Below are 15,456 nucleotides of genomic sequence, written 5' to 3'. Positions count from 1 at the left end.
ATACAGGAAGGAGATTCCTTGTGGTCCATATCACCAAGTGTATGTAGATTCCCTATAGTTACCTTCCTGCATCTGTCTTTTAAAAGTATATAAAACTTGTACTGTATACGCTTGTAGTAAAGGTATGAGATCCCTAAAGGGATGACAAAGAGGGGATTATTTTGTGGAACAGAGTAAACACTATCTGGTATAACAGACACAAACGAAGACGTTCGCGCCAGAGATAAAAGCTTACTGCAGCTTAAAGTCCGCCTCCTTCACCTCCTGGCTGCTGGTGCCGATGAACACCTTAAAATCGCCGGGCTCCGCTACATAATTCAGTTCGCTGTTATAAAACTTCAGATCTTCGGCCGTAATCTTAAACGAAACCTCCTTCGACTCGCCGGCTTTTAAAAACACCTTCTGGAAACCTTTCAGCTCTTTTACAGGCCGGGTAATGCTGCACACCACATCGCGGATGTAAAGCTGCACTACCTCCTCGCCATCGTATTTGCCGGTGTTGGTAAGAGTTACCGTTGCGGTGATGGCCTCGTTGGGTTTCATGCTGTTTTTGTTCAGCTTAACATCGCCGTACGAGAAGGTGGTGTAGCTTAAGCCATAGCCAAACGGGAACAGCGGCGAGTTGGGCACATCCAGGTAATTGGACTGGAATTTTTTAAATTCCTCGCTGGTTGCAGGCCTGCCGGTTGTGCGCTGGCTGTAGTAAATAGGCACCTGGCCCACGTTTCTGGGGAAAGTCGCAGTTAATTTGCCCGATGGATTGTAGTCGCCGAACAGCACATCGGCGATGGCATTTCCGGCTTCGCTGCCCGCATGCCAGGTTTGTAGCATAGCAGTAGTCAGCTCATTCTCTTCCTCCAGCGCCAGGGGGCGACCACTCATCATCACGAGCACCACCGGCTTCCCGGTCTGAACCAGGGCCCGCACCAGTTTCTTCTGGCTTTCGGGCAGGGTAATGTCGGAGCGGCTCGACGATTCGCCGCTCATTTCAGAGGCTTCGCCGACTGCGGCAACCACTACATCTGCTTTCCTGGCTGCTTCTACGGCTTCTTTCAGCATTTCTTCCGGTGAGCGTTTGTCAATATCGATGCGTGTACCGAATACATTCACTTTTTTGGCCAGCAGCGTATCGTTTGTGATGTTGGCGCCTTTGGCATAAATGATATTCACGCCGTTGCCCGCCACATTCTTCATGCCTTCCAGCAAAGGGATAGACGTCTGTGGGTCGCCAGACACGGCCCAGGTACCGAGCATGTTGTTTTTGTTGTTCGCCAGCGGCCCGACCAAGGCAATGGTGCCGGACTTTTTGAGCGGCAGTACCTGGTTGTTGTTTTTGAGCAGCACAAACGAACGGGCTGCAATTTCGCGTGCGGCTTTGCGGGTATCAGCTGTAAGTATCTCTTTGGCTGGCCGGGAGGTATCGATGTAGCGGTACGGGTCGTCGAAGAGGCCCAGCTTGTATTTTGCTTCCAGGATGCGGCGGCAGGACTGGTCAATTTCTTTTTCCGTTACCTTCCCTTCTTTCAGCGATTTTGGCAGCGTCGTCAGGAAACCTTCGCCCACCATATCCATGTCCAGGCCGGCTTTCAGGGCCAGTGCCGATACTGCCTGCAGGTCACCCATACCATGTGCAATCATTTCGTTTACAGAGGTGTAGTCCGAAACCACGAAGCCATCGAAGCCCCATCGCCCCCGCAGCAGGTCCGTCAGCACCCATTTGTTACCGGTTGCCGGAACGGCATCAATGTCGTTAAAGGAACTCATCACACTACCCACACCGGCATCTATGGCTGCTTTGTAAGGGGGCAGGTACTCGTTAAACATTTTTATGCGGCTCATGTCGGTGGTGTTGTAGTCGCGGCCGGCTTCTGCAGCGCCATATAAGATAAAGTGTTTCACGCAGGCCATCATGGTCGTGGGTTTGGTCATATCGTCGCCCTGGTAGCCGCGCACCATGGCTCTGGCAATCTGCGAGCCCAGGTACGGGTCTTCGCCTGCTCCTTCGGCAACACGTCCCCAGCGGGGGTCGCGGGCAATGTCCACCATCGGCGAGAAGTTCCAGTTCAGCCCGTTAGCCGTAGATTCGAGGGCGGCAATGCGGGCCGAGCGTTCGATCAGCGCCATATCCCAGCTGGCCGACAAGCCCAGCGGAATCGGGAAAATTGTTTTGTAGCCATGGATAACGTCCGAGCCAAAGAGCAGCGGAATTTTCATGCGGGTTTGCTTTACGGCAAAATCCTGGGCCTGCCGTACCTTTTCAGGGCCGTGTACGCCAAACAGGCCGCCTACTTTGCCCTCTTTGATTTTTGCTTCTACGTTACTGCTCACCACAGCCCCCGTAGCAATGCCACCGCCAGGAGTAACCAGGTTCAGCTGCCCGATTTTTTCTTCGATGGTCATCTTTTTCATCAGGTTAGTGATGAAAGCATCCATCTTTTTTTTGTCCTGCGAACGTTGCGCTGCGGCAGATAGCGATACAAGGACCGCAAGTGCGAGAATTAGCTTTTTCATTTATGTAAAGTTTAGTCTGGCAATGTTGAAGGGGGTGTGATTGCCGGGTAAAGGCCGGAAGAGTCCTGGCAACAAAACCAGTATCGAACAAATAGTTGTTTGCAAATATACTCAATACGGGAACACCGGACTTTGGTCGTGCGCTGTGGTGCGCTTGCTGAGAGCTGATGTAGTAAAAAATAAGCCGGTGAAAGTACTTGTGCAGCGTAGGCGTGTAGTGGTGTAGAGGTGTCAGGTTCATCGGAACCCGTGGAAGAACGTAAGCTACAGCAGCAAACCGGCCGGTAGCTTGCCTGAGAGCGGTAAAACAGCAGCAGGGACAGGTGCAGGGAAAGCGCATTGGGATGTGCGGTAGGTTTGGTGGCAGCTGCTGTTTGTGTGGTCGTCTGCTGCTGATGATGTAGTGCAGCCGGCTGCCCGTTAAAGCGAAGCAGGTACTAGGGTGTTGTTTGCTGCATCAAAAAAGAAAGCAGCCCGCACTTTGTTTATAGCTTATGGGAGCTGGAATTTATCCTCCATAACAACAGGTATATATATAAATTATTTAATTTAAAGTAGTACTTTGTTTGCGGAGGGCAAACCGGTTTTGCTGCCGTTGCCACCATTGTTTCTCCTGTCCCTAGTGCAGCAAGAGGTGCGGTTTGTTAATTATTTGTTAAGGAAAACAGCTGTTTTTATGTTGTGTTTTGGGCTGCATTGTACCTCACATTTTACCACCTGGCTGTGCAGATGAGCAGTTTTTACCTCTCTGTAGCTCATTTTCGCAGTTTTTTGACTACATCATTACCTCTCATCGCCCTTTTGTTGCGGCTCCCGGAAACAACTTTTTTTAGCTGTTCTATTTCTAAAATGATACCTAAAAGCGGCTGCTTCGTACAAATGCTTGTTAGTTTACAGGTATTTAGCTACACCGGCTTGCAGAACCAGATATTGATGTAGTAAAGTAGTGGACTACATTTTTGTGATGAAAATTTTTTAGCAGATTATTGTTCCTTCAATCAAATTAAAACAAGACCATTGTTATGAAAAACTATCTACTATTAGTTCTGTGTCTGTTTTCATTCCATGTGCTCTTTGCGCAGGAGAATATAACAGTTCGCGGTAAAGTAACGGATGCTTCGGACGGGCAGCCTCTTATAGGAGCAGGTGTTCAGATAAAAGGCACGACCCAGGGTACAGTTACAGATATTGATGGAAACTATGAACTCCAGAATGTACCGCCAAATGCAACACTTGTTATCAGTTATGTGGGCTACTCGGACCAGGAGCATCCTGTAAACAACCGGGCCGTGATTAATGCCCAACTCGGCAGCGCTATCAGTGAACTGGAGCAGGTAGTGGTTGTGGGGTATGGTACCCAGCGCAAAAGAGACCTGACAGGTTCTATCAGTTCTGTAAGCGGACAGGAGATTGCCCAGCAACCAAACGTAAACCCGGTTTCTTCCCTGCAGGGTAAAGTAGCCGGTTTAACGGTAGTTAACAGTGGCCGGGCCGGTGCCAGCCCAACAGTACGTATCCGGGGTGTGAACAGTACCAACAATACAGATCCGCTTTATGTAGTGGATGGTATTTTCCAGAACAACATCGATTACCTGAACCCAGGCGATATAGAGAGTATCGAAGTTCTGCGCGACCCCTCGTCTATTGCCATTTTCGGTTTGCAGGGTGGTAATGGTGTTATTATTGTAACTACCAAAAGAGCCGCCAAAGGCGAAACACGCGTTAACTTCCAGAGCAATGTAGGGGTGCAGCGGGTGCAGAAAAAGATTGATGTGGTGGATGCCGCAGGTTTCAGACAGTTATATAATGAGCAGTTAGCTAACCTGAACGCAGCTCCGTTTGATTATACCAATTACAATGCAAATACCGATTGGCAGGATCTGATTTTTCAGAATGCCCTGATAACAAACAACAACCTGAGTATTTCGAACAGTGGCGAAAAAACTACTACCCTGGTCAGTATTGGTTATAACGAGCAGGAAGGGGTGATCAAGTACGATAACTACAAAAAATATATTGCCCGCCTGAATCAGGAAATAAGGATTACAGATAATATAAAAGTAGGCGCCGATCTGACAGGTTTTCACTTCAGGCAGCAGGGGATAGCAGGTGGAATTCTGAACAATGCGTTGTGGGCAGCACCTATTGTGCCTGTGCAGGAAGGTGATCGCTATTACAGCATGCCTTCTTTCCAAAGGGCCCAGGTGGGTAACCCTGTCGCCAACATCAACAGGACCAGGGGCAATACAGTAGACCAGGGATATCGCGTAGTCGGAAGTTTGTTTGGTGAAGTGAAATTCCTGGAAAATTTTACGGCACGGTCTACGGTTTACACAAGCTTAGGTTTTAACACCTTCCGTGGCTACACGCCACTGCCATTTACGGTAATTAACTTAGGCGAAGGTGGTGCCCCTACCGAAGATTTCTTCAATCCTTTAAGCAGAACCAGCGTCAGCCAGTCACAATCACAAGGCCGAAGGTTTCAGCAGGATCATACGTTAACGTATAATAAGACCTTTGCTGATAAGCATAGTGTAACGGCATTAGCAGGTTTTACCACTTTATTTACGGCAACTTCCAACGTTTCGGGAAGCCGTACAGATACGACACTGGTTATCCCCCGCGATCCTAATTTCTGGTATCTGGGCATTGTGGATGAATCTATGCCTATGTCAACAGGCGGTGGAGGTAGCGAGATCGCGTTCATGTCCTTTTTGGGAAGAATTAATTATGCCTTTAATAACAAATACTTAGTTAACCTCTCTTTCCGCAGAGATGGTAGCTCCATATTCGCACCTGGCAGTGATACCCGGTGGGGGGATTTCGGAAGTGTTGGTTTAGGCTGGGTTGTCAGCGACGAAAGCTTCTTTGAAGGTGTAACAGCCCTCGACTTTTTAAAACTTCGTGGCGCATGGGGCGAAGTAGGAAGTGCATTGGGCTTCCCTGCAAATCTTTACCAGCCAGGAGCGGTTATCGCAAACAGGGCAATTTTTGGTAATAACGTAAATGCCTCTGTTGGCCCTGCTTATGTACCGGATCCTAACCTGCACTGGGAAGTTGTAAGAGGTATAGACCTGGGATTGGATCTGAGAGCTATCGACAGTAAACTGAGTGCAGAGTTTACCCTCTACGACAGAACAACAAAAGATATACTTACCCGGGTAACCCTGCCAGGTACTGCAGGTGATTATGAGTTCCGCACTAACCTTGGAAATATCAGTAACCGGGGTATAGAAGTTGCCTTAGGCTGGACCGACCAGATCGGAGATTTCAACTACAGTTTCTCGCCGAACTTTAGCTATAACAAGAACAATGTAGAGTCCATTGGCCCTAACCTGGAGTTCCAGATTGTTGGAAATGGTGGTGTGAACTTAACCGAAACCGGTCAGTCAATTGGCTACTTCTACGGGTACCGGCAAACTGGTATTTACCAGACAACAGCGGACATGGACAGAGTGGCGACTTTTCCAAACTCACTTCCTGGCGACATTGCATTTGAAGATGTTAACGGCGACGGCATTCTCTCGCCTGCCGACAGAACCTTCTTAGGTACTCCATTCCCTAAATGGAATTTCGGCGGCAACTTTACAATGGGCTATAAAGGGTTCGATGCCTCTGTGGATGTGCAGGGGGTTGCCGGCAACGAAATTTATGTAGAGCGCCGCAATGCAACCTTTGCCGTGCTTAATTACGAAGCTAACCGCTTAAATGCCTGGAGAGGACCAGGTACCAGCAACGTGGAGCCTATCCTGGACAACACACGCGGTAACAACTTCCTGTTCAGCAGCTATTTCCTGGAGCCCGGCGATTACTTCCGCTTCCGTAACATCCAGATTGGCTACACCTTTGGCGCCATGGAAAACCTGTCTAAGATCGGTCTTAAGAAATTAAGATTATCGCTAAGTGGCCAGAACGTAGCCACCTTCAGCAGAACCTCAGGCTACACACCGGAGGCGCCTTTAAGCAACCCTATCGCAAGCGGTGCTGATAATGGCTTATATCCAGTGCCGGCTACTTATTCCATTGGTGTCAGTGCAACCTTTTAATCCAATTATTAAATCATAATAAGATGAATTTATTCAATAAAAAATATAGAAACTACGGCATTATGGTCCTGTTCATTGCTGCAGTCTCTACCTTCGCAGGGTGTAAAGATGATTTCCTGGACCGTGAACTTCAGGGACAGTATACATTGGATAATTATCCCTACCCGGGTGGTTCAGGTCCTTATGACCAGTTTCTTTTTGGTGCTTACTCCAGTTTAAGAGATTTTGGGGTACACAGCTTTGCGTTTATCCTGACAACCAGCGTACGAAGCGACGATGCAGACAAAGGCAGTACGGCTGCCGATGGTGGCGCCAATGCGATCGACATGGATAATTTTCCCGTTCAACCTAGCAACGGGCATGTCAACACGATCTGGAACGGTTATTATAATCTGATCAACAAAACAAACATAGCCTTAGATCAGATTGCGAACAACGAGGAAATTCCTGCCGCACCGGAAGTAAAAATACAAGCAGAAGCAGAAGCAAAGTTTATTCGAGGTTATGCTTATTTTATGCTTGTTCGTTTGTTCGGAAGAGTACCCTTGATAGACCGGGTGTTCGAGGACCCGGCTGCACAGGCGAATGTGCCGCAGAGTACCCCTGAACAGGTTTATGCCCTTATTGAAGAAGACCTGAGATTTGCCGCTGCGAACTTACCGCCTTCCTGGAGCCCGCAGTTTGTTGGCCGTGCTACCTCCGGAGCAGCTAATGGTTTATTGGCTAAGGTGTATCTGACCCAGAAAAAATGGAGCCAGGCACTGGGTGCTGCTAACATGGTGATAATGTCAGGCCAGTACGACATAACCACGCCATACGACAAAATCTTCCGGGAAGACGGCGAGAACACCAGCGAGTCGGTATTTGAAGTGCAGGCAACAGCAAGCCGACAGTTTCCTACAGCCAATGGTGTGCAGTACGCCCCGATACAGGGGATAAGAGGATCAGGGCAATGGAACCTGGGCTGGGGCTTTAACATTCCGAGCCTCGCGCTGGAAGCAGCTTATGAAGCAGGTGATCCGCGCAGGCAGAGAACCATCTTATACACCAGTACACCAACCACGCCGGGTGTAACTATTTATGGCGAAGTGACTCCTGTAGGCTTACCTAACCCACGTTACAATAACAAGGTTTATACTAACCCTGCCATCAGGAACACGGTCGGTAGCCAGGGAGGCTGGTGGATGAACATTCGCATCCTGCGCTATGCCGATGTATTGCTGATGTATGCCGAAGCCGCCAACGAACTTGGAATGACGGAAGAAGCCCTTGAGAAGCTGGAAATGGTTCGAAACAGAGCCAGAGCCGGAAACAATGCCATTCTTCCGCCGGTAACAACCACAAACCAGGCTGAATTACGGCAGGCTATACGTCATGAAAGAAGAGTGGAAATGGGTATGGAGCACGATCGCTTTTTTGACCTGGTGCGCTGGGGAATAGCAGAAGAAGCACTACATGCAGCCGGTAAAACAAATTTCAACCCGGCAAGGGATGTAGTGTTACCAATACCGCAGCAGCAAATAGATTTAAGTAAGGGTGTGCTTACACAGAACCCTAATTATAATTAATTCTAAAAGGAAACAGAAATGAGAATTTCAAATTTACATACCAAAGTTTGCAGCCTGTGCCTGGCACTGGCTGCAACTGCCCTGGCGTCCTGCGAGTACAGCGGCAACCCGAACGATTTGCCAGATGTGAATCCTGCAGATTATGTCGGAAAAATAGATGGGTACAACAACTCAGAAGAAATTTTTCCGGATAACCTGGTAGCTTACTGGTCTTTTGATGATACCAAGAAAGAACTTGTAAGCGATACAGAACCCACCTCTTCGCTTAACGATTCTTATGTAGAAGGCGGTGTCAGAGGCAAGGCTTTACAGCTAAACAGTGGTTGGGTGTATTATGCAAAACAGTTCGAAAATTTTAAAACTGCTGAACTTAAAAGCTTCACCATCAGCCATTGGGTTCAAATACGGAACAACGGTTCCAAGCGAACCATGACCTTTCAGCTGGCTAGGCCGGGTATACAGAACGGAAATATCAATGTTATTTTAAATACCCAGCTTGACCCTGCCGCTAACGCAAACATCCTGCGGATACAGCCTACTTTTAACACCCAGGCCGGTGGTTTCCAGGATAACCTGAACAACCAGTTGTCCCCGGACAATCAACCGAACAAGTGGGTGCACATTGTGCTTACTTATGATATCACAACGGGCATTTTCAATATCTGGGCAGACGGTGTGAAAGTTGGTAATTTCCCGAACAGAGGTTTGACCAATACCTTTTATGCACATGAGCCAAGCGAAGTGATTATTGGCGCCAACTACAATAGTATACCGGGTAAGCAGGTAAATAATGACACGAACTTTGCCCCCATGAACGGCAAGATAGACGAGATCCGGGTGTATGATATTCCCTTACCGGATGCGCATATCAGGAGCCTGTACAATTTAGGGCTGGCTGGCAAATAATAAGTAGCCGGATGTATACCTGCAGTTGTTGTAGCTACAGCAACTGCAGGTTTTCCTTGTCACATTTTCATTTACCAGGGTGTACATGATAAACCTGTTACTTCCGGAGCGTAAACATAATTCGGTAAGTCTCGCTGATTTAGCCTTCTTCCTTTACGGTTTAGGTGTGCTGTTTCTTTTTTCAGGATGTAAAAAAGACGAGTCGGCTACACCTGCCAATACCTCTTTAGCCTTTACCGTTAACGGTTCCTATAACGGTACCCTGACGTATGCCGGCTTAAATACAAAGCCAACCATCAGCTTTACCTTTACCGAACCTGTCAGCAGCAGTACGGTGGCCGATGGTGTTAAGCTCACGACGGCTTCGGGTAGCGCAGTGGCCATAGCTACAAACCTGCAAAATGGCGACAAAACGTTGATAGTTACGCCTCAGAACGATTTAGCCTCCTTCTCGGACTACAGGCTTGCCGTTAACAACAGCCTGCAATCGTCAACAGGTGGCCGCCTGGTAAACCCGGTGACCATTAACCTGGGCACAGGGCTGGACGATACCGATAAATTTCCCCGCATTTCCGACGAAGAGCTGCTCACGCTGGTGCAGCGGCAAACCTTTAAATACTTCTACGACTTTGGCCACCCTGTCAGCGGTCTGGCCCGCGAACGGAATACCTCGGGCAATACGGTTACCACCGGCGGGTCCGGATTTAGCATTATGGCACTGGTTACCGGTGTGCACCGTGGCTTTATTACCCGTGCCGAAGGGCTGGCCCGGCTGGAGAAAATTGTAGATTTCCTGAAGAACCGGGCAGAGCGGTTTCATGGGGCTTACCCGCACTGGCTCAATGGCAACACAGGTGCTGTTCAACCTTTCAGTGCAAACGACAATGGCGCCGACCTGGTAGAAACGTCCTTCCTGATGCAGGGGCTGCTCACGGCCCGCCAGTATTTCGATGGAGCCGATGCAGCTGAAACTACTTTGCGTAACGATATCACGGCAATTTATAATGCCGTGGAATGGGACTGGTTTCGCCAGAACAACAGCAACACCTTGTACTGGCACTGGAGCCCTGACTTTGGCTGGGCAAAGAACCTGCCCATCCGTGGGTGGAATGAGAGCCTGATTATCTACGTGCTGGCAGCAGCTTCGCCTACACATACTATTCCGAAAAGTGTGTACGACAACGGTTGGGCCAACAACGGCGGTATGCGGAATGGCAATGTGTATTATGGCATACAGCTTCCGCTCGGTCCTGCCTTAGGCGGTCCCTTATTTTTTGAACATTACTCTTTCCTGGGCATCAACCCGATGGGCCTGACCGATACCTATGCCAGTTACCAGGTACAGACACGGGCACACACGCTCATCAACTACAACTACTGCGTAGACAACCCGAAGAATTTTTATGGCTATGGAGAAAACTGCTGGGGACTGACAGCAAGCGACATACAGGGTGGCTACACCGCCAGTTCGCCCACCAACGATAGAAGTTTCATTGCGCCGACAGCAGCGCTTTCTTCCATGCCTTACACTCCCACAGAATCGATGCGGGCGCTCCGGTTTTTCTACTACAAACTGGGCGATAAAATCTGGAAAGAATATGGTTTTGTCGATTCCTTCTCTTTGCAGGAGAAGTGGTTCGCCAGCTCTTTCCTGGCTATCGACCAGGGACCGATTATTGTCATGATCGAGAACTACCGGTCCGGGCTGCTGTGGGACCTGTTTATGAGCGCACCCGAAGTGCAGAATGGCTTAAAGAAACTCGGTTTCTCCAGTCCTAAGCTTGAATAACTCTTTTTGAATCAGAAAAAACTACATCTACACAATCTTTATTTTTTAGCCTTACTACCAATTACATGAAATTCCGATTCCTACTCTTCCTGACACTACTCTTGTTGCCCGGCCTGCTCCTGGCCCAGAAAGCAAAGTCGCCCAAGGCGCTAGAAAAATTTGCAGCACAACGGCCTAAAAACCTTTCGGATACGGCCCTGCTGGAACTGGTGCAGAAGCAAACATTCCAGTACTTCTGGGACGGCGCCCACCCCAACAGCGGCCTGGCCCGCGAACGCATTAACCTGGTAACGGACCCTACCCGGGAGGTGGTAACCACCGGAGGTACCGGTTTTGGTATTATGGCCATTGTGGTGGCAGCCGAACGTGGCTGGATTACCCGTGAGCAGGCGGCCGAGCGGGTGCTGAAAATTGCCAACTTCCTCTGGAATGCCGACAGCTTTCATGGGGTGTATTCGCACTGGATAGATGGCAACACCGGTAAAGTGATCCGGTTCGGCGTGAAAGACGATGGGGGCGACCTGGTAGAAACTGCTTTCCTGATGCAGGGCCTGCTCACGGCACGCCAGTATTTTTCTGAAAACAAACCAGTCGAAAACCAGCTCCGCAACCGGGTACGGCAGCTCTGGGAGAACGTGGAGTGGGACTGGCACACCAAGGACGGGCAGGATGTGCTTTACTGGCACTGGAGCCCGAACAACGGCTGGGCCAAAAACCACCAGGTGCGCGGCTGGAACGAGTGCCTGATTATGTATGTGCTGGCCGCTTCCGCACCTAAATATGCCATCAGTCCGCAGGTATACCACAAGGGCTGGGCGGTGAACAATGTTTTCCGGAACGGGCGTGAGTACTACGGCATAAACCTGCCCCTGGGTACACACTACGGCGGTCCGCTGTTTTTTGCGCACTACTCGTTCCTGGGGCTGGACCCGCGGGGCCTGAAAGATCGCTACGCCAACTACTGGGACCAGAATAAAAGTCATACACTCATTAACCGGCAGCATTGCATTGTGAACCCGAAGGGCTACAAAGGCTATGGTGAGAACAGCTGGGGACTGACAGCCAGCGATAACCACCGCGGTTACAGTGCCCACTCGCCCACCAACGACCTCGGGGTTATTACGCCTACGGCAGCGCTGTCGTCGTTCCCGTACACACCCGAATACTCCATGCAGGCGCTGAAGTATTTCTACAACAACCTGGGCGACAAAATCTGGAGCGAATATGGCTTTGTAGATGCCTTCAGCGAGGAGCACGACTGGTATGCCAAAACTCACCTGGCCATAGATCAGGGACCGATTGTGGGCATGATTGAAAATTACCGTACCGGGCTGCTCTGGAAACTGTTCATGGAGATCCCGGAAATCCAGACCGGGCTGAAGCGGCTTGGTTTTGAAAGTCCGCAATTGAAAAGTACAGCCGGATTATAAAACTGAAATGACTATGAAAACTACAAACTATTGCCTGCTGCTGTTAATCAGCCTGAGTGTAAGTTTCCTGGGCTGCAAAAGAGCTACAGAAACAACAGAAGCTACAGAAACTGCTACCGCTGAAAGCACGGGCAAACTAAGCGACGAAGAACTGCTCACGCTGGTGCAGCGCAACACGTTCCAGTATTTCTGGGATGGGGCAGAACCCACCTCAGGGCTGGCGCGCGAGCGGATACACATGGACGGGCAGTACCCCCAGAACGACCAGAATGTTGTAACTACCGGCGCTTCGGGCTTCGGGGTGATGGCGATTTTGGTTGGCATTGAGCGGGGCTTTATTACACGCGAGCAAGGCTTTGAGCGGCTGCAGAAAGCGGTAAACTACCTCGAAAAAGCCGACCGTTTCTATGGCGCCTGGCCCCACTGGATCCAGGGGGAGACGGGCAAAGTGAAGCCCTTCAGCAAAAAAGACGATGGCGGCGACCTGGTGGAGTCGGCTTTCCTGGTGCAGGGGCTGCTCACGGTAAGGCAGTATTTTGCTAACGGAAACGAACAGGAGAAAGCCCTTGCCGCCCAGATAGACAAGCTGTGGAAGGAAGTGAACTGGGACTGGTACCGCCACGACACCAACGCCCTCTACTGGCACTGGTCACCCAACTATGCCTGGGAAATGAACTTCCCGGTGCGCGGTTACAACGAATGCCTGGTAATGTATGTACTGGCTGCGTCCTCACCCACGCACACCATTCCTGCCGAAGTATACCACGAAGGCTGGGCGCGCAGCGGCGAGATAAAAGTTGATATTGAACCCTACGGCCACGAAATCACCCTGGACCACCAGGGCGCACAAGGTAGTGTAGGGCCGCTATTCTGGGCGCACTACTCTTACCTGGGGCTTGACCCGCGTGGCCTGAAAGACCGCTACGCCGATTACTGGGAGCACAACCGCAACCACACGCTGGTGCACCGCTCTTACTGTATCGAGAATCCGAAAGGATACAAAGGCTACGGTGAAAATGCCTGGGGGCTTACTTCGAGTTACTCGCCCAACGGCTATGCTGGTCACAGCCCCACGCATGATTTAGGCGTGATTTCTCCTACGGCAGCTCTGTCGTCTTATCCTTACACCCCCGAAGAATCGATGAAGGTGATCCGCCACCTCTACGAAGACTTAGGCGATAAAGTGTGGGGCAAGTACGGCTTTTACGATGCCTACAGCGAAACGGCAGACTGGTATCCGCAACGCTACCTGGGCATAGACCAGGGGCCGATTGTAGTGATGATCGAGAACGAGCGCAGCGGCCTGTTGTGGGACCTGTTTATGAGCTGCCCCGAAGTACAGAACGGTCTGAAAAAATTAGGCTTTGAAAGTCCTAAACTAAAATAGAAAAAATCCGCCTGAAAGGCAATACAAAAGCTGAAGAAGCAAGTTATCAGAATCTAAAATGCTTAAAGCACTTAAAACATTTACCGCTCTCTGCCTGCTTTGCTGCTGCTTCCTGCCGGAACTGCAGGCGCAGTCCGTGCAGATGAACACCTACTGCAATCCAATCAACCTGGATTACACCTACATGATTTACAATGCGCATAAAGATATCTCTTACCGGTCAGGGGCAGATCCGGCAGTAGTAGAGTTCCGGGGGGAGTATTATATGTTCGTTACCCGGTCCATGGGGTACTGGCACTCCACCGACCTGACGAACTGGGACTTTATTACGCCTGAAAAATGGTATTTCCAGGGTTCCAATGCGCCGGCGGCTCATAATTACCGCGATTCGGTACTGTATGTAACCGGCGACCCATCCGGTTCCATGAGCATCCTTTACACCGATAATCCCAAAAAAGGAGACTGGAAAGCAATACCGGGTATTCTGAACAACCTCCAGGATCCGGACCTGTTTATCGATGATGACGGAAAAGCCTATATGTACTGGGGCTCGTCGAATAAGTTTCCGATCAGGGCTAAAGCACTAAAGAAGGAATTACGCTTCCGCCCTTCAGACGAAACGCATGAGCTATTCAACCTCGACGGGAAAAAGCATGGCTGGGAACGCTTTGGCGAGAACCACTCCGATACTGTATTGGCCGGCTATATCGAAGGACCGTGGATGACCAAACACAATGGAAAGTACTACCTGCAGTATGCTGCTCCCGGAACCGAATTCAACGTGTACGGCGACGGCGTTTACATCGGCGATTCTCCACTGGGGCCCTTTACCTACGCTCCCAACAACCCGGTCTTTTACAAACCGGGCGGGTTTATGAACGGAGCAGGGCACGGGAGTACCGTAGTTGGTCCATACGATCAGTACTGGCATTTTGCTTCCAATGCTGTGGCGGTAAATGTTGGCTGGGAAAGGCGTATTGCCATGTTCCCGGCTTATTTCGATAAGGATGGCCTGATGTACTCCAACAATTCCTTTGGCGATTACCCGCATTTTGCACCGGCTGTGCCCGGCAAAGGAGGCGAATTTACCGGCTGGATGCTGCTTTCCTATAAAAAGCCCGTTACCGCCTCTTCCACACTCGAAAATTACAGACCAGAGGGTGTGGTGGATGAGAGTGTGAAAACTTTTTGGGTGGCCGAAAAAAATAACGACCAGCAATGGCTGCAGATCGACCTGCAGAAGCCGGGCCGGGTGCATGCGATACAGGTAAATTACCACGACCACAAATCAACCCTGTACGGGCGCGTACCCGGGCTTTACCACCGCTACCTGGTAGAAGGTTCCGCAGACGGGAAAAACTGGATTACCCTGGTCGACCGGAAAAACAACTATAAAGATGTGCCCCACGATTATGTGGAATTAGGAATTCCGCAGACAGTCAGGTATATCCGCTACAAAAACATACATGTGCCTACTACCAATCTTTCCATTTCAGGGCTTCGGGTTTTTGGCGTAGGACAGGGTAAAGCTCCTGCAACCGTGAAGAAGCTGACGGTAAACCGCCTGAAAGACCGACGCGATGCCCTGCTTACCTGGAGCAGTCAGCCTGGCGCACAGGGCTACAATGTGTACTGGGGAATTGCGCCGGATAAGCTGTACAACTCCTGGATGGTATACGATAAAAATTCCCTGGAACTGAAAAGCCTGAGTACCGACCAGGTTTATTATTTCGCTGTTGAGGCATTTAACGAAAACGGCGTTTCGGAACGTACGAAGCCTGTAAAGGTACAGTAGCTTACAGGTAAAACAAGAACGGAA

Annotated in this window: 8 protein-coding genes; 7 read left to right on the top strand and 1 reads right to left on the bottom strand. The window is 50.0% G+C overall.

Annotated features, from left to right (window positions below; all coding sequences use genetic code 11):
• Nucleotides 1–231: 231 nt before the first annotated feature.
• Nucleotides 232–2,511: a beta-glucosidase BglX gene (bglX, locus tag DCW36_RS22400; protein ID WP_114784522.1), complete on the bottom strand. Its 2,280-nt coding sequence runs from the start codon at nucleotides 2,509–2,511 to the stop codon at nucleotides 232–234.
• 1,022 nt (nucleotides 2,512–3,533) lie between these two features.
• On the opposite strand from bglX, the gene DCW36_RS22395 reads away from it, so the two are divergent.
• The 7 genes from DCW36_RS22395 to DCW36_RS22365 all read left to right on the top strand — a co-directional run bounded on the left by DCW36_RS22395 (nucleotide 3,534) and on the right by DCW36_RS22365 (nucleotide 15,432).
• On the top strand, nucleotides 3,534–6,557 hold the full coding sequence (locus DCW36_RS22395) for a SusC/RagA family TonB-linked outer membrane protein (RefSeq protein WP_114784520.1): 3,024 nt from the start codon (nucleotides 3,534–3,536) through the stop codon (nucleotides 6,555–6,557).
• Nucleotides 6,558–6,580: 23 nt separating this feature from the next.
• Nucleotides 6,581–8,125 carry a RagB/SusD family nutrient uptake outer membrane protein gene (locus tag DCW36_RS22390; protein WP_114784518.1) on the top strand — a complete coding sequence of 515 codons (1,545 nt, stop codon included), beginning with the start codon at nucleotides 6,581–6,583 and terminating at the stop codon, nucleotides 8,123–8,125.
• 18 nt (nucleotides 8,126–8,143) lie between these two features.
• Nucleotides 8,144–9,031, top strand: a complete 888-nt coding sequence (locus DCW36_RS22385; RefSeq protein ID WP_114784516.1) for a LamG-like jellyroll fold domain-containing protein — start codon at nucleotides 8,144–8,146, stop codon at nucleotides 9,029–9,031.
• An 85-nt stretch (nucleotides 9,032–9,116) separates the two neighbouring features.
• Nucleotides 9,117–10,820 carry a glucoamylase family protein gene (locus tag DCW36_RS22380; protein ID WP_114784525.1) on the top strand — a complete coding sequence of 568 codons (1,704 nt, stop codon included), beginning with the start codon at nucleotides 9,117–9,119 and terminating at the stop codon, nucleotides 10,818–10,820.
• A gap of 65 nt (nucleotides 10,821–10,885) precedes the next feature.
• Entirely contained in the window at nucleotides 10,886–12,250 is a 1,365-nt protein-coding gene (locus DCW36_RS22375; protein ID WP_114784514.1) for a glucoamylase family protein, read from the top strand.
• A 13-nt stretch (nucleotides 12,251–12,263) separates the two neighbouring features.
• A complete protein-coding gene (locus DCW36_RS22370; RefSeq protein WP_114784512.1) occupies nucleotides 12,264–13,637 on the top strand; it encodes a glucoamylase family protein in 1,374 nt (457 codons plus the stop codon).
• 58 nt (nucleotides 13,638–13,695) lie between these two features.
• Entirely contained in the window at nucleotides 13,696–15,432 is a 1,737-nt protein-coding gene (locus DCW36_RS22365; protein ID WP_114784510.1) for a family 43 glycosylhydrolase, read from the top strand.
• The last annotated feature ends 24 nt before the right edge of the window (nucleotides 15,433–15,456 follow it).

Source organism: Botryobacter ruber (assembly GCF_003347595.2).
Lineage (GTDB): Bacteria > Bacteroidota > Bacteroidia > Cytophagales > Hymenobacteraceae > Pontibacter > Pontibacter ruber_A.
The sequence above is the reverse complement of the archived record's forward strand: the minus strand, read 5'-3'. Positions and strand labels throughout refer to the sequence as shown.